This window comes from uncultured Dokdonia sp., from assembly GCF_947496725.1.
Taxonomy (GTDB): Bacteria; Bacteroidota; Bacteroidia; order Flavobacteriales; family Flavobacteriaceae; genus Dokdonia.
Genome location: NZ_CANMDS010000002.1, coordinates 18,919 through 41,958, shown reverse-complemented (window position 1 = coordinate 41,958; position 23,040 = coordinate 18,919). Strand labels below are relative to the sequence as shown.

Genomic DNA, 23,040 nt, shown 5'->3' with positions numbered 1-23,040 from the left:
CAATAAAGTAAAAGCCTGACTTTTAGATAAGAAGATATGTTTTGCCGATGAGCGACTGTAAATTATCAATTAAGACACATCTAGCTAGATGTTTTATGCTTAATTGTTATTAAGTAGGGCTTCTATAAAGTCACGTTTATTTGACAGTCTAGGGACTTTATGTTGTCCTCCTAGTTTGTTATTTTCTCGCAACCAGTCATAAAAAAGGTTTTCTCGCGCTGCGTGTATTTTTGGAGCATTAAGCGTGGTGTTATTAAAACGCTTTGCCTGGTAGTCGCTATTCACCTCTTGTAGTGCAAGGTCAAGGCGTGCGTTGAAGGCGCTCATATCTCTTGGAGGCTTTTTAAATTCTATAACCCACTCGTGTGCACCTTTTTCTTTGCCGTCCATAAATATGGGTGCAGCTGTATAATCCTTTATTTCACAGCCAGTCTCTTGTGTGGCTTTTTTAAGAGCCTGTTCTGCATTTTCTATGATAAGCTCTTCGCCAAAAACGTTAATGTGATGTTTCGTCCTACCAGTAACTTTAATTTTATATGGACTGGTAGAAGTAAAACGCACCGTATCACCTATTTTATATCTCCACAATCCAGCATTTGTAGTGATAACAATTGCATAGTTTACACCAGCTTCTACCTCACTTAGAGGGATGATTTTTTGATCTAAAGTTCCGTAGGTGTTCATAGGGATAAACTCATAAAATATCCCGTAATCTAGCATAAGAAGCAACTCTTTTGAGTCATTCTGCCCTTGTATGGCAAAAAATCCTTCAGAGGCATTATAAATCTCATAATACTTAAAAGAATCTGATGGAATGATTTTCTGGTATTGATTAAGATAAGGGTCAAAATTTACACCTCCGTGAAAGTAAACTTCTAGGTTAGGCCAGATGTCTAATATACTGTCTTTTCCCGTAGTTTCTAGAACATTATTGAGTAGCACAAGCATCCACGATGGGACACCTGCAAGGCTGGTTACATCTTGCTGTATCGTCTCATCTACGATAGCTTGCATTTTTACCTCCCAGTCACTTAACAGTGAGATGTCGTGATTAGGAGTACTACTAAATTCTGCCCAGAAAGGCATATTATCTATAAGTATGGCAGACAGATCACCATATACAGTGCCATTGTCTTGATATAGTTGCTTGCTGCCTCCTAGACGTAAACCTTTACCAGAAAATAAATGCGAACCTTCATTATTATTGAGATACATACACAGTAAATCTTTACTTGCTGCATAATGACAATCTTCTAGCGACTCTGGACTTACGGGTATATACTTACTTCGTGCATTTGTAGTGCCGCTACTCTGTGCAAACCATTTTATAGGGGTAGGCCATAAGATGTTAGACTCTCCTTTACGACTTCTTTCTATGTAAGCTTGATTCTCCTCATAAGAGGTGATGGGGATTGTCTGGGCAAAGTCATTGTAACTACGTATGGATCTAAAATCATACTTTTTACCTATCTCGGTATCCTTTGCTTTATCGATAAGTTTTGCACGCAATTCCTCTTGTACCTCGGCTGGGTATTTCATAAAAAGCTCCATCTGGTGAATGCGCTTTTTTAAGAACCAAGAAGCAATAGAATGCACTAAAGGGATCGGCATAAAGTTGGTATATTTACACGTGTGTGATGGGTTGTTTTTTTGCTTTCGCGAAAGCTAATTTACCCTTTTTTATACAATGCAGTAATCAAAATACTTATAAATGCAATACCAAGGTGTCCTCAAGAAAATGCAAACGGAGCATACAGATCCTATAAATTATTACCTCGTGATGGAAGGTGATTTTATACAGGTGAATCAGTTGCTTAATAAGAGACTGCATATCGAGTTTGTAAAATATGAGTGCCTTGCCTGTGGGGAGAATAAGAAGATTTTTAGACAAGGATATTGCTATGATGATTTTTATAAAGTACCCCAAGCTGCAGAGTGGATTATGAAACCAGAACTGTCTAAAGCGCATCTAGGAGAAGAAGATAGAGATCTCGCTTATGAGCAAAGTGTCCAACTACAACCGCACATAGTTTATCTAGCAAATTCTAGCAATGTAAAAGTAGGAGTAACTCGTAAAACCCAAGTGCCTACAAGATGGATAGACCAAGGTGCTCACGAGGCTATAGAAATTGTAGAAGTACCTAACCGCTACCTTGCAGGTATTACAGAGCTTGCGTTAAAGGAACACGTTTCTGACAAAACAAACTGGCGTAAAATGCTCAAAAATGACATAGAAGATGTAGATCTTAAGGAGCATCGAGAAATATTAAGACAATATATACCAGAAGAAGCAAAGCAATATTTTATCCCTACTAATGAGGAAACGCACGTGCACTTTCCTGTAGAGCGTTATCCAGAAAAACTTAAGACACTTAACTTAGATAAAACACCTGCATACGAGGGAACTCTTAAAGGAATAAAGGGGCAATACCTCATTTTTGAAGACGACACTGTTTTTAATGTACGTAGCTGGGAAGGTTATGTGGTGCGACTAGAGATCCTTAACTAACTACTAGTTTTACGAGCTGTATCACCGAGAGTACAATAAGTGTAATCCCTATATAACGATTAAGAGAATTAGGGCTAGAGGTAGACCTTTGTTTGATATGAGAGCCAAACTTGCTGTACATCAAGAGTGTGGCTATTTTACCTAAGAACACGCCTGCAAGTAATAAAATGGTCCATACATAAGAATGGGATCCGGCGGTGAGCATCCATTTACTTAGTAGTGAAAACACAACTACCCAATAGATTAAAACGGGAGGATTTATAAAGCTCAAAATAAAGCCTACAAAGTATTGAGATTGTTTTCTTGCTTTTGGATTTTTTTGAGAATGCTTCTTTACTATAAAATAGACGCCCACAAGAGCAAGTAAAAATGCAACGAGATATTGCACCCAGTAGTTCATAGAGATAAACTCTTGCACAACCATCCCAAAGCTTAAAGCAGTAAGCGCAAGTAATGCCTCACCTAGGCCAGCGCCATAGCTCAATTTTGTAGCGTCTTGATAAGACCCTTTTACTCGTGCCTTAATCACTGCAAGGTTTGATGCTCCTGGTGGCAGTGCACCTATAACTGTGGCTGTAAAGCCTATGATGAAAGCAAGAATAATCATAAAGCATTAGTAGTTGCGTTACGGTAAAACTTACGCTATCTGCGCTTATTTATGCAGTAATAAGCTTTATGGACTGAAAGACCGCAGCACTTATAAGTACAATACCTATCACTATATTCATCTTATTCTCAAGATTAGAAAACTTCTTTGAAAAAAAATCACTCAGTCTTGCATATGCATAAAGCATCACAACTTTTCCTATTAGAACTCCCGAAAGAAAAGAGAGTATAACACTCCAAGGAGAGTTTTTGCCTATAAACACATAGCTCGAAATAGAAGACAGCACGGCTACCCAAAAAATAAACATAGGGATGTTTAAAAAGCCAAGTAAGAAACCAGTGCCAAAGTTTTGATGCGCTTCATCTTCTGAAGTTTGTGAGCTGGATTTTTTTAGAATAAGCAAGATGCCAGCTAAGAGCATTAATACTACAAAAGCAATCTGTATCCATAAATAATCTTGGTAGAGCTTTTTTACCAAAAAACCAAAACTTATGGCAAACCCTGCTACAATAGTTTCTCCAAGGGCTGCTCCATAAGCAACAAACATTGCTTTAAAAATACTACCGCCTGTGGCTTTTTTAAGCACTAGTAAATTAGTCGCGCTAGGTATAATAGTAGCTATTAAGGCAATCCCAAAACCAAGAAGTAATAAAAGTAAAATCAATTAAAGTGCTTTATAAGGATGTAAAATTAAATTATACATACCTAGTACTCATTAAGTTTATCATATCATTAGCATTTTAAGTAATATCTAGCCTATTGCGTTGCAGTGTATTTGCGTTGTATACAATGTCTTTGTCCTTTTTAAAAGCCTATCTTTGCAGACCTAAAAATTTTACAATGAGTACCATAGTAGCTATCGTGGGGCGCCCTAATGTAGGGAAATCCACTTTTTTTAATCGGTTAGTGCAACGTCGTGAGGCAATTGTTGATGCCGTGAGTGGTGTGACTAGAGATCGCCACTACGGAAAAACAGATTGGAATGGACGTGAGTTTACAGTCATAGATACTGGTGGATATGTTGTGGGAAGTGACGACATTTTTGAAGCAGAGATAGACAAGCAAGTAGAGCTTGCCATAGATGAGGCAGATGCTATCATCTTTATGGTAGATGTAGAGCACGGTATCACTGGGATGGATGAAGAGGTTGCAAACTTGCTACGTAGATCTAAGAAGCCTATTTTTCTTGCTGTAAATAAAGTAGATAATAATAAGCGTGCAGCAGATGCTGTAGAGTTTTATAATCTTGGTCTTGGTGATTTTTATACCATTGCTGCTACAAATGGTAGTGGTACAGGAGATCTTCTGGATGCTGTAGTTGAGGCATTACCAGAAAAAGAAGAAGAAAACGAAGAAGATGAGCTACCACGCTTTGCGGTAGTAGGTCGTCCTAATGCAGGTAAATCTTCTTTTATAAATGCATTAATAGGTGAGGAGCGTTATATCGTAACAGATATTGCAGGAACCACTCGTGATGCGATGGATACAAAGTATAATCGCTACGGTTTTGAATTTAACCTTGTAGACACGGCAGGTATACGTCGTAAGGCTAAGGTAAAAGAAGATCTTGAGTTTTACTCTGTGATGAGGTCTGTACGTGCTATTGAGCACGCAGATGTTGTACTACTTGTAGTAGATGCAACAAGAGGCTTTGACGGCCAGGTGCAAAATATATTCTGGCTTGCAGAACGCAACAGAAAAGGAATAGTAATCTTAGTAAACAAGTGGGACCTTGTAGAAAAGAAGACTAACACAATGAAAGAATTTGAAAAGCACATTAGACAGCAAATAGAGCCATTTACAGATGTACCTATTGTATTTATTTCTGTGCTTGAGAAACAGCGTATTTTTAAAGCTATTGAGACTGCCGTAAAAGTTTACGAGAGTAAAACAAAACGTATCAAGACCAGTGAGCTTAATGAGTTTTTCTTACCGCTAGTAGAGGCATTCCCTCCACCGGCTATTAAGGGTAAATATGTAAAAATCAAGTACTGTATGCAGCTACCTACACCACAACCACAGTTTGCGTTGTTCTGTAACCTGCCGCAATACCTTAAAGAAGGCTACAGAAGATTTTTAGAAAATAAACTGCGAGCAGCTTACGACTTCTCTGGAGTGCCTATTTCTATTTACTTTAGAAAGAAGTAAAACCACTTTTATATATAAGAAAAGCGACCTCTATAGGTCGCTTTTTTTGTTTTAGATACTTGATTTATTTCCAGTTGTAGGTTTTTTTACGCTTTCGGGAAAGCGAATACTTTATTTTTAAACTTTTATATTTAGACAGTTAGTAAAGCAACAAAAAACATATATCAAAAATGGGATACGAACTAAATATTAGACGAGAAGACGATGTTAATAAAATAAGTAAAAATGAATGGCTTGTATATTTACAGTCAGATTCTCAATTTCTTCAGATTGAAGAGTTTTCAACAGAAATGAATAATGGAGAATCTTTTACAATAAGTACTCCCAATGCGGGTTTATGGGAGTTTGAGAAGTTTTCGGTTCCATTTACATTTTCTGAAAAGTATGGAGAAATCACTGTGAAGAATCCTGATGAAAAAATAATTACAAAAATGATTGAAGTCGCTAGGTCATTAGATGCATTTATTGAAGGAGAAGAAGGCGAGATTTATGATGAAGAATCTTTGAAAGAAATGTTTCCTGATACAACACGTTCCAATCCACTACTTAAAGATAAAAAATGGTGGAAATTTTGGCAGTAAAATTTTAAGACTAATAAGGTTGCATATTTATAACTAGCAACTACCTGTGAAGTTGCAAGCACCTCAAATTGTTAAAATTATATTAAAATCAATATCCTCCTAAAACTTCTCACTAAAAGGTTAGTTATTTACGTACTCATCAATCAATCAGTATAATGCAATTACGTCATTTAGTAATCTTAGTTGGACTTCTATTAGTTTCAGCTTTCGCGAAAGCGCAAAACTTCTCAGTTACAGGTACACTTACAGACAAGGAATCAAAAGAGCCACTTGAGGCTGCTACCGTTTTTCTTGAAACCGTAAAAGATAGTACGCTCATCACGTACACCATCACAAATCAAAATGGAGCTTTTACCTTAGAAGGGAGAGCCCAAGAAAAGGATGCTCGAGTTAATATATCTTTTTTAGGGTATGAAAATTATAGCAAGCAAGTAGACCTTAGTGCGGGTGATATTTCTTTAGGTGTTATAGAAGTGGGACTTGCGACTAACACACTGGGAGAGGTTGTGGTAAAAAGTAGGGCCCCTATTACCGTAAAAAAAGATACTTTAGAGTTTAACGTATCCTCTTTCAAAACTAAAAAGGATGCAAATATTGAGGACCTTCTCAAGGAGCTGCCAGGTGTTGAGGTAGATGAAGATGGTAAAATCTTAGTAAATGGTAAGGAAGTTAACCAGATACTTGTAAATGGGAAACCCTTTTTTGGCGATGACCCTACGGTAGCTACACGTAACCTTACTAAGGAGATGGTAGAAAAGATACAAGTGGTAGATACAAAAACAGATGATGAAGCCTTTGCTGGTGAAGATGGTGACCAAGAGAATAAAACCATAAATCTGACCATTTCTGAAGAGAAGAACAAGGGTGTTTTTGGCCGTGTAGCTGCTGGTGCTGGTACAGATGAGCGCTTTGAGTATGCCGGTATTGTAAATGCTTTTGATAATGACAGGCGCATAAGTGTACTTGCTGGAGGTAATAATATAAACGAGGCTGGTTTTAGCTTTGGGGAGATACGCAAGATGTTTGGCGGTGGGAGAAGTGTCTATTTTAACGGTAATGGAAGTTTTGGTATAGACGGGCGCAGTTTTGGTGGTGGCCAGGGTATTACAAACAGTCGCAGCATCGGGACAAATTATACAGATGAGTATGCAAAAGGTTTTGATGCGAGTATGGATTACTTCTACTCTGCAGCAAACTCTTTTGACGAGACACGTATCGAGCGTGAGAACATCTTGCCAGATCGTCGTTTTTTTACAAATAGCAACTCAAGAAGTGACTCAAACTCTGATAATCATAGTGCAAATGCAACTATAAATATTAAGAAGGATTCTACAATTCTTATAAACATACGCCCTAAGTTTTCTTATGCGAAAAGTGAGACGCGCTATACTCGTGATGAAGAGTCTCTTGATGAAAATGGGGATCTTATAAACCAGTCTGATAATGCAAACTTTATAAAAGATCAAGGGAAGAATTTTGAAAACACTTTGAGTATTACAAAAAAGTGGGGTGACAAAGGTGCCTACGTGCGTGCTCGTCTTCAGAACGAAATAAACAGACAAGAGAGTGAAGATTTTATAGTCTCTAATACTGCCATACTAGGAGATGCTCCAGAGCTTATAGAGCGCAACCAGTTTACAGATGGTGAGACTAAGCTGGATGGATACAATCTTAACTTTACATACCGCATACCACTTATTGCAAAAAAGTTATTTCTAGATGCAGATTTTGGGCATCGTGATGATAGCCGAAAGCGATCAAGAACCACTTTTGATTTTGATGAAAATACCCAGCAGTACAGCACACTTAATGAGGTGTTAAGCACAGACTTTGAGGGGCGCAATATGCGCACAACACCTAAGCTGGGACTTAATTATAACACAGAAAAGTTTAATATAAACTTTGGAGCAGGTTATGTCTTTAGAACACTAGAAAATACAGATAACCTGCGTCCAGAACTTAACGTAAAGGAAAATTTTGAAGCGCTAGAACTAGACTCTTATATCAACTATCGTTTTAGTCCAAAGGCATCATTATATGCCAGTGTGAGTAAGAGTAATAGTCCGCCAGATGTGCAACAGCTCAATCCTTTTGTAGATGTGTCAGACCCACTTAATATCACTGTGGGTAATCCAGATTTATCACCTTCTAATGTCTATAACTTTTATGGAGGGTTTAATAATTTTGACTTCCAGAAAGGTGGTGGTTGGTACTTAAATGGTAATGGTAGTGTTACAAATGATGCCGTGGTAAATAAAACTACGATAGATGAAAACCTTGTGCGTACAACTACATATGAAAATGTAGATGGTAATTATAACGTAGGCGCCGGTGGTGGTTATAATAAAACGCTCAAGATAGATTCACTAAGAACCATAAAATATGGTGGAGGTATTTACGGGAACTTTGGCCGTAATGTAAACTTCAATAATGATGTGAAGTATGCAAGTAAAACAAGATCACTTACCCCAAGAGTAAATGTGACTTTTACTTGGAAAGACCTCTTTGAGGTGCGCCCTAGTTATAACATCTCATTTTCAAAAACAGAGTTTGGTCTAGATGCATTTGATGATCAAGAGTTTATCTCGCACACAGTGCGCTTGAGTACGGCTCTTTTTGTGCCAAAAAACTGGGAATGGCGTAATGAGATAAACTATAACTATAACCCTAATATTGCAAGTGACTTTCAGCAAAGTGCTTTGTTCTGGAACTCGACACTAGCATACTCTTTTGCTAAAGAAAGAGCAACAGCTACACTTAAGGTGTATGACGTGCTTGATCAAAATACAAACGCCCGTCGTACGGCAAATGCAAACTTTATACAAGACGTACAGAGTACGGTATTGCAACAATATTTTATGCTTAGTTTGAGCTGGAAGTTTAACACGCTAGGTAAAAAAGGCGAGACAGATAATGGTGGGATAATGTTCTTTTAGACGCTTTCGCGAAAGCGTAAAACTATTTGTAATTTAAAAACCTTATTTTCGACTAGCTATTAGTTAAAACGAGGTATGCGAGCATTAGTCATTTCAGGAGGAGGAAGTAAAGGCGCTTTTGGCGGCGGTGTTGCTCAGTACCTTATGCAAGAAATGGGAAAGGATTATGATATGCTTGTAGGCACCTCTACAGGAAGTCTATTAGTGCCTCATCTTGCGCTTCAAAATATCGAAAAGATAAAAGAGGTATACACCTCTGTAAATCAAAATGCTATTTTTAATGTATGTCCTTTTGTAATAAAGAAAGATAAATTTGGCGAGCAATCTATTGCTATAGATCACTGGAGCGTACTGCGCAATTTTTTAAAAGGCTCTAAAACCTTTGGAGAAAGTAAGAAGCTACGCAAGCTTATAGAAAAAACCTTTACCCGTGAAAATTATGAACAGCTACAAGCTAGTGGTAAAGAAGTACTAGTCACAGTTTCTAATCTCTCACTTCATAAAACGGAATATAAATCCAGTAAGGAAGAGACCTACGAAGATTTTTGTGACTGGGTATGGATGTCGTGTAATTATATCCCTTTTATGAGCCTAGCGTCAAAAAATGGATGCGAGTATGCAGATGGAGGTTTTGGCGCGCTTGTGCCTATTAAAGAAGCTGTAGAACGTGGCGCAACAGAGATAGATGTTATCATATTAGAAACAGAAGTGACTTATTATAACAATCTCCCTTCTACTAATGTGTTCTCCCTGTTGAGCAATCTACACGGTTTTATGATGGACCGTATAGAAAAGCAAAATATCACCATAGGTAAATATGCAGCCAATCAAAAAGAGGCGATAATTAACTTCTATTATACACCGACGGTACTCACTACAAATTCGCTCATTTTTAATAAAGAAAAAATGAAAATCTGGTGGAAGAGTGGTTTTGACTATGCCAAGTATAAAAACGAAGAGCTCAACGAGATTAAGGTAGATGATGAGGGGTAGTAATCAGCTTTCGCGAAAGCGGAAACATTTTTGAGAGTTTATACGTTGCTAATTAAGTTGGAACAGCTTATATTGTAGTCTTTTACCCACAAATCAGTCAAGCTTTGAAGCATATTTTACGTTTACTATTCGTTCTTTTTTTTACAACACTCTATTCTCAAAATCCTAGTATAAAACAAATCCCATCGTGGGTAAATAAAGTTGACTACAAGGAGAATATTGAAAATGAAGAAGCAGAAAGTGGCTACTACTATCTTCTATATGATAAGCAGCTTAATGCTCTAAATAAAACTAGATATAGTAACTCTGTAGTTAAAATTATAAATGGAGAGGGCATAACTCAAATGTCTAATCTAACGTTTGAATTTGACCCATCTTACGAGAAGCTCATTTTTCATAAAATCGATATCGTACGTGATGGGGAGCGTATCTCTCAACTTAATCTTAATAAGATTGAGACTATACAAAGAGAGTCTAATCTAGAAAAGAATCTATATGACGGGAGACTTACAAGTCTTGTAAATCTTACAGATGTGCGAGAGGGCGATGTGATAGACTATGCATACTCTATAGCTGGAGAGAATCCTATTTATGAAGGAGGATATAGTAGCAGTCTTTATTTTCAATATGCAGCCCCTGTAGGTAAACTACACTTTACGGTGACTGTGCCTAATAATGACTCTTTTAAGTTTAAATACTTCAATAATGCGCCTAAGCCAGCAGAAAGTATTTCAGGTAATAGCAAGGTTTACGAATGGACGCTAGAAGATGTTGCACCTAAGTTTTATGATACTAACGAGCCTATGTGGTATGATGATTATGGTTTTGTGCAATTTGTAAATTATGAATCGTGGGAGAGTATTGTAAATCAGTATAAAGAGATCTACACATTAAGTGCCGCAGATAAAAAACGATTAAAACGACTGTCAGATCAAAATATAAAAAGTGAGACCAAAGATCTTGCTCCTTCTAAGGAGGAGATTGCAAATACTCTTATAGATTTTGTACAAGATGATGTTAGGTATTTTGGTTTCGAAAATGGGATGAATTCTCATAAACCAGAGTCACCACTTAAGGTGCTTGAGCAAAGATTTGGAGATTGTAAAGGGAAGTCATTTTTGCTAAGTGAGTTACTACAAGCAAATGGCATTGAGGCATACCCTATGCTGGTAAACAGTACCGCAGGAAAGAGTATAGGTGATAAACTCCCAACGCCTAATCTCTTTGACCATTGTGTTGTTACCTATAATCTAGACGGTGAAGATTATTATATCGATCCCACAATCTCAAATCAGGGTACAGGAGCAAAGGGTAAATTTTTTCCAAATTATGAGAAGGGGCTCGTTTTAAAACCTGGAGAAAAAGGGCTGACTCAAATTGATTTTAAGCCAACAGGAGGGGTTGCTATAAGTGAGATATATGATGTAGATGAGATTAATGGGTCTGGAGCATTAACCGTTGTAACTACATATAAAGGGAGTGATGCAGATAGATTACGTGCAGATTTTGACCAGCGTAGTAATGCTTCAATACAAAAAGACTATTTGCGATTTTACAGTACATTATATCCTAATATAAAAAAGGGAGATGACCTTGAGGTAGAGGATTTAAGAAATACTCGTAATGAGTTTATAGTAAGAGAGTCTTACGTTATAGATTCTATCTGGGCAAAGTCACCAGACAATGAGCAGCTTATATATATTGAGACCTATCCGTTATTATTAGAGAGTTATGTAAACCCTACTACATCACCAGAGCGCACGGCGCCATATGCTATAAACTATCCATTAGATATTGAGTTTAATATCACAGTCAACTTACCGGAGCCTTGGGAATTTGAAGACTATAAAAATACGGTCGAAAGCTCATATTTTAAGTATGAACAGCAAGCAAGCCATTTTGGAAACAAACTACTAGTAACTCATAATTACTCTAGAAAGAAAGATTTTGTTGAGGCTGGTGACGTGCGTAAGTACATATCTGATCATAGTAAGATTCAAGATGATCTTTCTTATTTTATTACTTATGACCTAGAAGCAGCCTCTGCGATGGAAACCTCAGGATTAAGTTATATCGCTATTTTCCTACTAGTAATTAGCTTGATGTTGTTTGGGTATGGAGCTTATAGACTTTATTACGAATATGATGTTCCCGCTCAGGTTAAGGATACACAAGGGAAAAATATAGGAGGCTGGCTCATACTTATTGCAATAGGTCTTGTTTTTACTCCTATCGTTATTTTAATGCAAATACTTTCTGAAGACGGTTATTTTGATGCCTATACTTGGTCTGCTCTATGGAATTCTGAAGGCTTAACAGGAAAGCCAATGATTATACTCATCGCCATAGAGATGATTGTTAATGTAGCGCTTATCGTATATAGTTTTGTGGTAATTATATTGTTCTTTAAGAGAAGGACAATTGTTCCTAGGTTAATGATTATTCTATATGCTGGCACACTTACTTTCTTAATTTTAGATAGTGTTGCAGCAAATGCACTTGCTTCAGATATGTTTACTCCAGAAGAGAATCAAGAGTCGCTTAAAGAAATTATTAAGGCTATTTTTAGGTGTGCTGTTTGGATTCCGTACTTTATTATGTCAGAACGAGTAAAGGAAACCTTTGTGAAAAGAGCTCCTGGATATGTAGCCCCACCAGAGACAGTAGAGCAATCTAGTGTTCAAGTTATAGAGAGTGCAGAAACTCCTAAGGAATATAATAGTCTCGAAAATAGGTTAGAAAATGAGCGTGATAAAAACGGTTAATTAATTAACCGTATCCTTCACTGTTTCTTTTGTTGTTTTCTTTTTTCCAAAGAGACCACCTAATATTCCCGTGGCAACATCTTTAATGGCATCTTCGGCTTTTGGGGTTGTGGTGGTGTTTTGAGGAGTCTGTGTGTCAGTCGTTGTGCTATCTGTCGCAGTAGTGTTTGGTGTTGTTTTGTTTCCTCCTAAAAGACCTCCTAGCACATCAGTAAGTTTATCTTCTACTTTGTCTTTTGCGCGTTGCTTCTGGATCTCTATTATCTGGTTAGTAAGTGCTGTTGTAGCTGCTTTTAGATTAAGATCTACCTTAGGCGCAGTAAAATTTCCCGAAAGGGAAACAGGAACGTCTATATGGATGTTCTCTTTTTCGGCATCTGTGAGTTTTGAGAGTAAGCCGCTCACGTCTCCGCCTAGATATTTTGCAGGGAGATCAAGGTTGAGGGTGTAGTTCATCTCATTTGTAAAGCTATGTCCACCGCTTACCTTTACATTAATTCCTTTTACGTTAAAATCAAAAGGCTTTACAGCCACCTGACCATCATTAAATGTAAGGCTCGTTTTGAGCTTGTCTAGTTTGAGGTCGTCAAGATTTATAAAATCAAGTTTTTGTGATAGGAGATTAAGAAGCGGCATTTTATCTGCATCTACATCTGCGGTCAAAATCTCTGCAAAGGCATCTCCAGAAATGGTACTAAGGATAGGGCTGAAGTTGTCATCCAGCTGTCCCTGCAATTGTATTTTGGTATTGAGCGCGCCTTGTAGTGCCTTTGCAATAGGAGCAAGTCCTTGCAGCATCTCTAGTTCCTTAAATGAGCGGTCTATGTCTATACTGCTCAAGTCTACAGTCATATTAAAAGTAGGAGCACCATCGCGTGTGGTGACAGATCCAGAGAGTCCTGCCGCACCGCCAAAGATGCCAGAGTTAAGGTTGCTTAATGATGCCTGCTCATTTGCAATGGTCACGCTACCTTTTGTATTACTAAGTTCTAGCCCATCATAAATTACCTTTGCGGCATTAAAGTTTACAGAGGCATCTAGAAAATCTGGAATTTGTACAGCGGTATCACTCTCGCCTGTACTGGCTGGTGAAGTGCCTGTTGTAGTTGCTGTGCTGGTTGCAAAATCATCCAGATTAAACACCTTTGAAGTCACGTCAAAACGTCCTTTTAAATCTTCCTTAGACATCACAAAAGGGATGAGGTTTTCTATAGATCCCGTTGCATTTATGTCTGAAGTCCCACTTGTTGCGGCAAATGAGTTAAGTGCAATATTACCGGTTTTAAAACTCACATCTGCATTTTGTATAGCAATGGGATTAGGCAGTTCTGGAGTGCTATAAGTGAAGTCACTAAGTGTAGCATTACCAGAGCTTTTTATATTTTGATACTGTTGCTTCTCGACAGCGTTCATATCAAAACTCGTCACCACATCTGCAACCAGTCTACCTTGAAGCGGCTGGTCTAGGTTAAGAGGATACACCTTGTCAATGTTACCTAAGTCTAGCGCACCATCTAGGTCAAGATTAACAAGCATATTACCCATCAAGTTTTTAAGTGTTCCCTTTGCCGTAAAGGTGTCCTGGTCAATCTTAAAACGTAAGTCGTTTATCTCGATATAAGTAAGTTCTGTAATGCCAGTATCATTTTTAATCTTTACATCTATATTGATGTTATTCATTCTTTTAGGGAGATCAGGATACTTAAAAGAAGCATTATTAGACACAATCTCAATATCAAGATTTGGGATGTTAGTCTCCGTTGTTTTCCCTTTTATAATTCCGCTTACGCGAAAATCGCCACTCGTTTCCACCCCATCGAGATTTGCTCTATATTCCTTAGGGATTAGGGCTAGAAAGTTCTTAAAATCTGATGAAGGTGTTTTAAATGATAAGTCCATAAGATTGCCATCTTCTAGAAGCTCTATAAAACCATTAAACTCTAGTGGGAGTTCGTTTATTTTGGCTAGGTTTTCCTTAAAAGTATACTTCTGCTTTTCTAGCTCCATTTGGATTACAGCCTCGAGGTCTAGGTCGTGCCCGTCTAGGTAATGCGTGCCACCATAATCAAAAGATACTACAGCGTGGGTCTTCGTATCAAGTTCACTCTCAATAGCCGAAAAATCTCCAGAACCCGTGTGGTTTACCTCTGTAAGTTCTAAGTGAGTTTGTGTAGAGCGATCGTCATAAATTATTTTTGAGTCTACGAGGCTGTACTCTTGTAAATTAAAAACAAAAGGTTCTGAGCTCTCCTCAGTAGTAGTCTCTGTAGTCGGCGTCTCTTTTACAATATCATAATTTGCATTACCTAAGGAGTCTACTTGTACGTGTACGTTTGCTTCTAGAAGTGATAGTGCATCTATAGCAATAGGCTCATCTGCGGTGTTTTTAAAGAGCTGGGTAACGCCCATCTCAATGCGTATTTCTTTACCACTCGCAAGTGTGTCACCAGCAAATGGAGCGTTGTTTACTACCGTAAAATCATTTACAATAACCGTAGCATCAGGAAAGCTCCTAAAGAGGCTTAGATCCAGAGAAGACCATTCTACTTGAGCGTTGAGGTTATTGTTTATGGTTTCCTTGAGGAGGTCTTCTAGTTTTCCTCTAAACAAAAATGGAGAAGCAGCCAGCACGATAACAAGTACAAGAACTACAATGCCTATAATTTTAAATATCTTTTTCATTTGTTGTTTTCTAATGTTGTCTTTTACAATCTGCCTTAGTGTGAATATACTTGTTTAAACAGGGAGCTTAATTTCTTCTCCTTCTTCAAGGTTAAAACGCTTCTTAAATAACCATACACCTAGATAAAGGAACGGTGTGTCGAATGCCGCTACGAGAATTTTAAATAAGAATCCACCTAATAATAGTCCGCCAAATAAATCCCATTCTATTAACCCAAAAGCGCACAAGAGCAAAAGCACACTTGCCGTATCTATAAATTGTGATAAAAAGGTGGAGAAGTTATTTCTGAGCCAGAGGTGTTTGCCCTTGGTTACTCGTTTCCAAAAATGATAAATGTGTATGTCTACATATTGTGCAAGTAAGTATGCCATCATACTTGCAAAAACCGCCAGCGCCGTAGCACCAAATACGGTGGTAAAGAGACTATCACTTACAGGCGACCAGCTAGTCGCAGGAACTACTTTTGCCACATAAACGATGAGTAGTGAAAATAGAGAGGCAAAAATGCCAGCAGTGACCATCTGGTTTGCTTTTTTTCTGCCGTAAATCTCACTTACCATATCTGTAATAAGAAAGGTGATAGGGTAGGGAAGTATCCCTACAGAAATCTCAAAAGTATAAATGCCAAAAAAGTCCCAGCTAAAGAATTTTTGAAATATAAGGTTAGATACCACCAGGGCACATATAAAAAGAGCACCTAGTGTAAAATAGATGCGATAGGCTAGTTGTAAGTCCTTTGAATTTAAGTGACTAGAGATTTGATTCATTTTCTTAATAACTTCAATTTCAAAATTAGGGCATTGTGATTTTGATTTCCTTAATTTGTTGTGAAATCTTAAGCCCAACTTAGAACAGCTATCTCATTGCATACTATATACTTATCATTAGGCAGTAATCAAGGTAATACGTACGAGGCACTCAATAATGCAATTCAATTGCTTTTTGAGCGTGTAGGTCGTGTGCGCAAAATCTCACCAGTGTATCAAAGCCCAGCTTGGGGTTTTGAGGGAGCAGATTTTCATAACTGTGCTGTAAAGATGGAAACATCACTATCTGCAAGTAAGCTCTTAGATGCAACGCAAGCTATAGAAAAGTTACTAGGTAGAGATAAAACAGAAGGAGAAGGATATCAATCACGATATATCGACATAGACATATTACTATATGACGATGTTGTTAAGCAAACAGAGCGATTAACCATACCGCACGAGCATATGCTCAAGCGTCGTTTTGTATTGCAGCCGCTCGTAGATATAAGTGCAGAAGATGTAGCTCCTATTTTTAATAAGTCTTTTACAGAGCTGCTAGAAGCCTGTGAAGATGATAGCTCATTAACAAAGCAAGCAAAGTGGCTCAAGAAGCCACAAGACAGTATAGATTTAGGTGGTTACAATTATATAGCGATAGAAGGTAATATAGGCGCTGGTAAAACAAGTCTCGCTACAATGATCTCTGAGGAGTTTAATGCAAAGCTCATTTTAGAGCGATTTAAAGACAATGCATTTTTACCTAAATTTTACAAAGACCCAGATAGGTTTGCCTTCCCTCTAGAAATGTCTTTTCTGGCAGATCGCTATCAGCAATTGCTTGATGATATTGGCCAGTTTGATTTGTTTAAAGACTTTATGTGTGCAGATTATGATCGATATAAATCGCTCATCTTTGCACAAGTTACGTTACAAGAAGAAGAGTATGTGCTGTATAAGCGTCTCCACGAGATGATGTATAAAGATATGCCACAACCAGACTTGTATGTGTATTTATATCAAAACACCGAGCGTTTGCTTAAAAATATAAAGAAGCGTGGCCGTAGTTATGAGAAAAGTATCGCTCCAGAGTATCTAGAAAAAATCAATCAAGGGTATCTAGATTTTATAAAGGGACAGCATAATCTTAATGTAAAGATTATAGACATCTCAGATCTTGATTTTGTAAAAAACCGCGAAGACTTTTTGAAGGTGATTAACTCTTTTACTGCTTAGTTTTACAGTAGCTTGTTATTTTAAATCACTAATGTATTTATCCAAAAAGGCAAGGCGTTTTTTTGTCCATTCTTGCATATATGTAATGCCTTCTTCCTCATAAATAAACGTGTCCCATATGAGCGCTTCTCTCTCGTAAACCTTCTGTTCTTTTAGTGAGTTATAAGTGTCCATTTGTTTTTTGAGCAACTGCTCTTCGCTTAAAACTCCTTGTCGTAAGGTGAGCCATCGCGCTTGAAAACGTGCAATAAAATCATCTGCATCTGTGGCGATAAGCCTTCTTAATAGTCCGTTGCTTAAAAAGTCATTTGTGGTATTAATACGCTTTCCGCTGTAGATGGTGCCTAGTGTTCCGTCCAGATCCCAAGGAGCATAAAAGTAGGGCGCTCCAGCATCATAACGTATTAGGTAGAGGTTTTTTCCTAGATTATCTGGTGCACGTAGGGCATTTATATATAAGAAGTAATCTATAGCATTGTCAAGTACAAATTGTTTTGAGATCGCTTTCGCGAAAGCGTCATCATCACTATTAACTACAAAGTCTGTAAAAGGATATACATTGTCCCAAGGCGCATTAGTAGGCGATGGGTATTTTATATCATAACCACCCCAGCTGGCTAAAAAGTTCTTTGCTGGAGGTATAGAGTCAAAGGAACTGGCACCTAGGTAGCGTGCCCCTTGAAAGATCTCACCCCGTATGGTATCGCCTTTGTTTTTCTTTATCTTAACTAGCTTGCGATCTACCTGCTCCTGAAGTAAGAAAAGACCTTTGTAGCGACCATTTATAAACACCTCACTATAAGCCGCGGTCGCACCAGCCTTTGCCTTAGGTTCTTTATCTAGATAATGTGGTGTGTAGATATCATTCCAGAGATTAAGAGAGATAAAAGAGCGCATACGTAAGGGCTCGTTATAAAGTCCATCCAGAATCCAGTCATCATCAGAGCGCATTCCAGCCAGCTTGTAGTCTTGGTTTTCAAAACCTAGACTGTCTTTGTAAAAGTTGAGGTCATAGGTTTTCTTCTTAAAAACAAGCGAACTGCTACCTCGTAGCTCAATACCGGCATAACTTGTAAATGTGATTTCCTCATCTGCATACCCAATGCGACTCATACGTTTAGGCTCATTTACAATTTCTTGCGAGACGTTTATAGTAATAAGCGGTAGGGATGTTATGTAAGCTTTATAGGTGTTGTTATTAAGCTTGAGGGTGTGAGTTGTGCTGTATATGGAGTCTGTGCTATGTAGGGTAAGCGTGTATGAATTATTACCCAGTGAGAAAACCTCTGTTTGTGATAGCTTTCTATTTTCTGGTATCTGTATGACGGCAATCTGTAACGAGTCATCTATAGCAAGTTGCTCACTATGCCAGGTAGTTTGAGCACAGCTAGACAAGCTCATTGCGGCAAATAAAATAAATAGAAAGTACTTCACGAGTAACATTAATTAGTTCTCGTAAATTTAAGCAAACGGAGTGCCATAATAAACTCTTAGTTAAAAGTTTACGTGGGGACTGCTTGTAAAAGGTGTGTGCTCGCTAGTATGTGCGCTTCATAAGCCCTTGCCCAAAAAGCCTGAGCGTTTCCTTTTTATCTTCTGATATATCTACATTATCAAGTGCGGTAAACGCCTTTTGAGTATACTTAGCTATTTCTTTTTCGGTTGCTTTTGCGGCACCTGAGTCCAGAAATTGTTGCTTTACCGTCTCTATTTTATCTGTAGGGTCTGCCGGTGAAATAGAGAAAAAGTGCTCTAGCTGTTGTGCATCATCCTTGTTAGAATTAGCTAGGGCAGTCAGGTATAAAAATGTTTTTTTGTTTTCTATAATATCGCCACCTACTTGCTTTCCAAAACTCTCTGGATCGCCAAAGGCATCTAGATAATCATCTTGTAGTTGAAAAGCCAGCCCAAGATCACGCCCGTAGTTATAAATACCTTCTTGACAACTCTTTGATGCGCCAGCCACAATAGCTCCCATTTTAAGTGCAGCACCTACGAGAACAGCAGTTTTATACTCAATCATCGTCATATATTCTGGGATGGTCACATCGTCACGCGTCTCAAAATCTACATCATACTGTTGTCCCTCACAAACCTCTATTGCTGTTTTTGAAAACAGTTTTGCCAACTCCTTAAAGGTGGCTCCCTCATAATTTTCAAAAAGCTGGTAGGCACGTATAAGCATTGCATCACCAGAAAGAATACCCGTATTAATATCCCACTTCTCGTGCACCGTTTCTTCCCCGCGTCTCAAGGGTGCATCATCCATAATATCATCGTGCACTAGAGAGAAGTTATGAAAAATCTCTACTGCCAGCGCTGCATCTAGTGCATCCTTATAGTCTTTTTCAAAAAGCTCACACGCCATAAGTGTAAGTACTGGACGCAATCTTTTACCACCTAGCTGTAAGATGTAATTAATAGGCTCATAAAGATTTTTAGGTTCCTTCTCTAGCGCGTGCTTGTTGAGATATTCTAAAAATATAAATGTGTATTCTGGTATGCTGTGCATAAATGGCAATTTTTTGTAAAAATAAGTGATAAAAGGAGATTATGCCCTATTACGCTTTCGCGAAAGCGCACAGTAAAAACTTACAGTTGTTAAATTTTAACTAAAGTTAACGGAAACTTTAAAAACTTAAAAAGTTTCCTGCGTATCTTTGCGCCTTGACTATGAAAGAACAATTATTAAAAACCGCCACCGAACTGTTTTTAAATCAAGGATTTAAGAGCATTACTATGGATGATATTGCCCGTGAGATGGGAATGTCTAAAAAGACGGTGTACAGTTATTATGCTAATAAGGAGGCTATTGTCTCTGCCTGCGCACTTAATATGTTTAATTCTGTGTGTGGAGGTATAGATGGGATACTTGATGAAGAATTAAATCCTATTGAAGAGTTACACGACATAAAGAAATATGTACTTGAGCATATAAACGGAGAGCGTACTTCTTCTATGTATCAACTTCAAAAATATTACCCTAAGATACACCAGACCCTTAGAAAGAGTCAGTACGACTATATGCAGAGCTGTGTGACTAGAAATGTGCTTAGAGGTATAGAGCAAGGACTTTTTATTAGTGAAATAAGTGTGCCGTTTGTGGTAAACATTTACTTCACCGGTATGACGGGTATTAAAGATGAGACGATTTTCCCTAGATCTGCTTTTCCTGTAGGAGACTTACACGATATGTATCTAGAGTATCACATACGCGGTATTGTAACCCCTAAGGGTAGAAAAATTTTAAACAAACTTATTAAATCTAACCATAACTAATGATACAGAGATTATATATAGCTGTAATGCTTCTTGCTAGTGTAGGTGTGACCGCACAGACTAGAAGTTTTACTGTAGAAGAGGCTGTGACTTTTGCTCTAGATAGCAACTACACAGCAATAAATAGCCGTCGTGATATCGCAAAGGCTATAAAGCAAAAGTGGGAGACCACAGCGAGTGGGTTACCACAGGTAAGCGCAAGTCTAGATTATAATTATCAAATCAAGCAGCCTACACAGCTTATACCAGCCGAGTTTACTGGAGGAGAGCCTGGTACTTTTATACCTGTAGTTTTTGGAACACAGCAAAATGCTACTGCCACCGCTACATTGAGTCAGCTTATTTTTGATGGTTCATACCTTGTAGGTCTACAAGCAGCAAAGACCTTTCTAGACTATTCTAAAAATGCAAATGAAAAAACACAACTTGAAGTACGCAAAGGAGTCATAAATGCTTACGGCGGTGTGCTACTTGCACAAGAAAGTGTAGCAATTTTAGATCGAAACATTGCAAACCTAGAAGATAACCTTAAGGAAACAAAACTCATTTTTGAAAATGGTTTTGCAGAAGAGGAAGATGTAGAGCAGTTACAAATCACTTATTTGTCGCTTCAAAACCAGCGAGCAAATGCAAAGCGAATGGTGGTGATTGCAAAGCAAATGTTTAACCTCGCAATAGGTGTAGGGGTAGATGAGGAGACGGTTCTTAAAGATAGCCTAGAGTCACTTGCTGTACCAGCACTAGGATTACTTAATGATACGGTAAACATTGAGCAAAATGTAGACTATAAGATTGTAAATAATCTTAATGAGCAAAGAGCACTAGAGCTCAAGCTAGAAAAGAGCAAGGCCTTACCTACACTAGGAGCATTTATAAACGTAGGTACCTTTGCAGGGCGTAACGAGTTTAACTTTTTTGATAGTGATGAGAAGTGGTTTGCACAGTCTATTACTGGGTTCCAGCTTAACATCCCTATTTTTAGTTCTGGTATGCGTAATGCAAGAACAGCGCAGGCAGAGATTGCGCTAGATCAAGCAGCGACACAAAGAGAGGAGACAGAGCAACAGATAAAACTTGCTTATGCATCTGCAAAAAGTGATCACGAGCTTGCGATAGATAACTACAACACTGCGCTGAAGAATATCAAACTGGCAGAGCGCATTGAAAATAAAAACCAAGTAAAGTTTAGAGAAGGGCTTAGTACGAGTTTTGATTTAAGACAAGCACAAACGCAGCTTTACCAAGTGCAGCAAGAATTAATACAGGCGATGCTACAAATTGTAACCACAAAAGCAGAGCTTGAGACTATTCTTAATGTGCCTAACTATACAAACAACTAGTTTTTAAAAAGAGAATCCAAATAGTACCAATCAGTAATATTACAATGATGAAAAAATATATCACACTTGCCATCTTAAGTATCGCGCTAGCTTCTTGCGGTGGAGACAGTAACGGAAAATCTGTAGAGGCCCTTCTAGAGTCTGGATCTGTAGAGGAGTTACAGGCAAAACAAAAAGCACTTAAGGAAGAGATCACGGCTACTAATGATCAACTAGCACAAATAGAAAAGGTGCTAGAAGAAAAGAATCCTAGAGAGAAAAAAGAGGTTCTTATCACCACAATGACGGTAAAAGACACCTTGTTTAATCACTTTATAGAGGTGCAAGGTAATGTAGAGACTAAGCAAAATGTACTTATCTACCCAGAGTATCAAGGTACCTTATCTCGTGTAGTTGTAAAAGAAGGACAGCGCGTGCGTAAAGGGCAAACACTGGCTCGTATAGATGACGGTGGTCTAAGCAGTCAAGTAGCACAAATGGAATCTCAACTAGCACTTGCAAAGACTACTTTTGAGCGCCAGCAAAGACTTTGGGATCAAAAAATAGGGTCAGAAATACAATACCTACAGGCAAAAACACAATATGAGTCATCACAAAATATGGTGAGCCAGATTAGAAGTCAGCTGGGTAAAACAACGGTTACAGCTCCATTTTCTGGAGTAATAGATGAGGTTATTACAGACCAAGGTACAGTGGTTGCTCCAGGTATGGCATTATTCAGAATCGTAAATCTTGATAATATGTATGTAGCGGCAGAGATTCCAGAAAGCTACCTACCTACAGTAACGGCTGGTAAAAAGGTAAAAGTAGAGTTTCCAGTACTAGGAGAGTCTGTAGAGACTACCGTGCGCCAGACGGGTAATTATATCAAACCATCAAACAGAAGTTTTGCGATAGAAGTAGACGTTCCTAATAAAGATGGGAAGGTAAAACCTAATCTTACAGCGAGACTTTCTATCAACGACTACACGGCAGAAAGTGCAATTTTAATCCCTCTCAATGTGATTAATGAAAATGCAGCTGGTGAGCAATTTGTGTATACCGCTTTCGCGAAAGCGGACGAAATGGTAGCACAGCAAAAAATCATCACTACAGGTAAATCACAAGGACCTAACATAGAAGTACTATCTGGTCTAGAAGTAGGAGATAAAATCATTGTAGAAGGTGCGAGATCTGTAAAAGATAACCAGCCAGTAAAAATCTTAACATACTAAGCG

17 protein-coding genes are annotated in these 23,040 nt (G+C 38.1%); 10 read left to right on the top strand and 7 right to left on the bottom strand.

Features of this window, described 5'->3' with window-relative positions; all coding sequences use genetic code 11:
• Nucleotides 1-99: 99 nt before the first annotated feature.
• Nucleotides 100-1,611 (bottom strand): GH3 auxin-responsive promoter family protein, encoded by a 1,512-nt coding sequence (locus tag Q0948_RS04030; protein WP_298348885.1) that lies wholly within the window; start codon nt 1,609-1,611, stop codon nt 100-102.
• A 100-nt stretch (nt 1,612-1,711) separates the two neighbouring features.
• On the opposite strand from Q0948_RS04030, the gene Q0948_RS04025 reads away from it, so the two are divergent.
• The gene (locus Q0948_RS04025; protein WP_298348883.1) at nt 1,712-2,509 is read left to right on the top strand and encodes a DUF2797 domain-containing protein; all 798 of its coding nucleotides are present in this window, start codon (nt 1,712-1,714) and stop codon (nt 2,507-2,509) included.
• On the opposite strand, the gene Q0948_RS04020 is transcribed toward Q0948_RS04025, so the two are convergent.
• Nucleotides 2,502-3,116 (bottom strand): LysE family transporter, encoded by a 615-nt coding sequence (locus Q0948_RS04020; RefSeq protein WP_298348880.1) that lies wholly within the window; start codon nt 3,114-3,116, stop codon nt 2,502-2,504. The two genes, Q0948_RS04025 and Q0948_RS04020, sit on opposite strands and share 8 nt — an antisense overlap.
• 49 nt (nt 3,117-3,165) lie before the next feature.
• A complete protein-coding gene (locus Q0948_RS04015; RefSeq protein WP_298348877.1) occupies nt 3,166-3,780 on the bottom strand; it encodes a LysE family transporter in 615 nt (204 codons plus the stop codon).
• 176 nt (nt 3,781-3,956) lie between these two features.
• On the opposite strand from Q0948_RS04015, the gene der reads away from it, so the two are divergent.
• From der to Q0948_RS03990, 5 genes are all read left to right on the top strand, one after another.
• A complete protein-coding gene (der, locus tag Q0948_RS04010) occupies nt 3,957-5,264 on the top strand; it encodes a ribosome biogenesis GTPase Der (RefSeq protein WP_298348874.1) in 1,308 nt (435 codons plus the stop codon).
• 170 nt (nt 5,265-5,434) lie between these two features.
• Nucleotides 5,435-5,845 carry a hypothetical protein gene (locus tag Q0948_RS04005; protein WP_298348871.1) on the top strand — a complete coding sequence of 137 codons (411 nt, stop codon included), beginning with the start codon at nt 5,435-5,437 and terminating at the stop codon, nt 5,843-5,845.
• A 155-nt stretch (nt 5,846-6,000) separates the two neighbouring features.
• Nucleotides 6,001-8,781, top strand: a complete 2,781-nt coding sequence (locus Q0948_RS04000; RefSeq protein ID WP_298348868.1) for an outer membrane beta-barrel protein — start codon at nt 6,001-6,003, stop codon at nt 8,779-8,781.
• Between the two features lie 75 nt (nt 8,782-8,856).
• On the top strand, nt 8,857-9,774 hold the full coding sequence (locus Q0948_RS03995; protein WP_298348866.1) for a patatin-like phospholipase family protein: 918 nt from the start codon (nt 8,857-8,859) through the stop codon (nt 9,772-9,774).
• A gap of 104 nt (nt 9,775-9,878) precedes the next feature.
• Nucleotides 9,879-12,539, top strand: a complete 2,661-nt coding sequence (locus Q0948_RS03990) for a DUF3857 domain-containing protein (RefSeq protein WP_298348864.1) — start codon at nt 9,879-9,881, stop codon at nt 12,537-12,539.
• Here Q0948_RS03990 and Q0948_RS03985 read toward each other — a convergent pair whose 3' ends face one another.
• Both Q0948_RS03985 and Q0948_RS03980 read right to left on the bottom strand, forming a co-directional pair.
• A complete protein-coding gene (locus tag Q0948_RS03985) occupies nt 12,540-15,221 on the bottom strand; it encodes an AsmA-like C-terminal region-containing protein (protein WP_298348861.1) in 2,682 nt (893 codons plus the stop codon).
• A 54-nt stretch (nt 15,222-15,275) separates the two neighbouring features.
• Nucleotides 15,276-15,989 carry a queuosine precursor transporter gene (locus tag Q0948_RS03980; protein WP_298348858.1) on the bottom strand — a complete coding sequence of 238 codons (714 nt, stop codon included), beginning with the start codon at nt 15,987-15,989 and terminating at the stop codon, nt 15,276-15,278.
• A gap of 96 nt (nt 15,990-16,085) precedes the next feature.
• Between Q0948_RS03980 and folK the strand changes: the two genes are divergently transcribed.
• Nucleotides 16,086-17,204 (top strand): 2-amino-4-hydroxy-6-hydroxymethyldihydropteridine diphosphokinase, encoded by a 1,119-nt coding sequence (gene folK / locus Q0948_RS03975; protein WP_298348856.1) that lies wholly within the window; start codon nt 16,086-16,088, stop codon nt 17,202-17,204.
• 15 nt (nt 17,205-17,219) lie between these two features.
• On the opposite strand, the gene Q0948_RS03970 is transcribed toward folK, so the two are convergent.
• Nucleotides 17,220-18,647, bottom strand: coding sequence for a CotH kinase family protein (locus Q0948_RS03970; RefSeq protein ID WP_298348853.1), 1,428 nt, complete (start codon nt 18,645-18,647; stop codon nt 17,220-17,222).
• A 94-nt stretch (nt 18,648-18,741) separates the two neighbouring features.
• Nucleotides 18,742-19,716, bottom strand: coding sequence for a polyprenyl synthetase family protein (locus Q0948_RS03965; RefSeq protein ID WP_298348850.1), 975 nt, complete (start codon nt 19,714-19,716; stop codon nt 18,742-18,744).
• A 161-nt stretch (nt 19,717-19,877) separates the two neighbouring features.
• Between Q0948_RS03965 and Q0948_RS03960 the strand changes: the two genes are divergently transcribed.
• Genes Q0948_RS03960 through Q0948_RS03950 form a run of 3 tightly spaced genes read left to right on the top strand, consistent with a single transcriptional unit; the run spans nt 19,878 to nt 23,037 of the window.
• Nucleotides 19,878-20,483 carry a TetR/AcrR family transcriptional regulator gene (locus tag Q0948_RS03960; RefSeq protein WP_298348848.1) on the top strand — a complete coding sequence of 202 codons (606 nt, stop codon included), beginning with the start codon at nt 19,878-19,880 and terminating at the stop codon, nt 20,481-20,483.
• A complete protein-coding gene (locus Q0948_RS03955; RefSeq protein ID WP_298348844.1) occupies nt 20,483-21,823 on the top strand; it encodes a TolC family protein in 1,341 nt (446 codons plus the stop codon). Before Q0948_RS03960 ends, Q0948_RS03955 begins: the two co-directional genes overlap by 1 nt.
• Nucleotides 21,824-21,870: 47 nt before the next feature.
• The gene (locus tag Q0948_RS03950; RefSeq protein WP_298348841.1) at nt 21,871-23,037 is read left to right on the top strand and encodes an efflux RND transporter periplasmic adaptor subunit; all 1,167 of its coding nucleotides are present in this window, start codon (nt 21,871-21,873) and stop codon (nt 23,035-23,037) included.
• Nucleotides 23,038-23,040 lie beyond the last annotated feature (3 nt).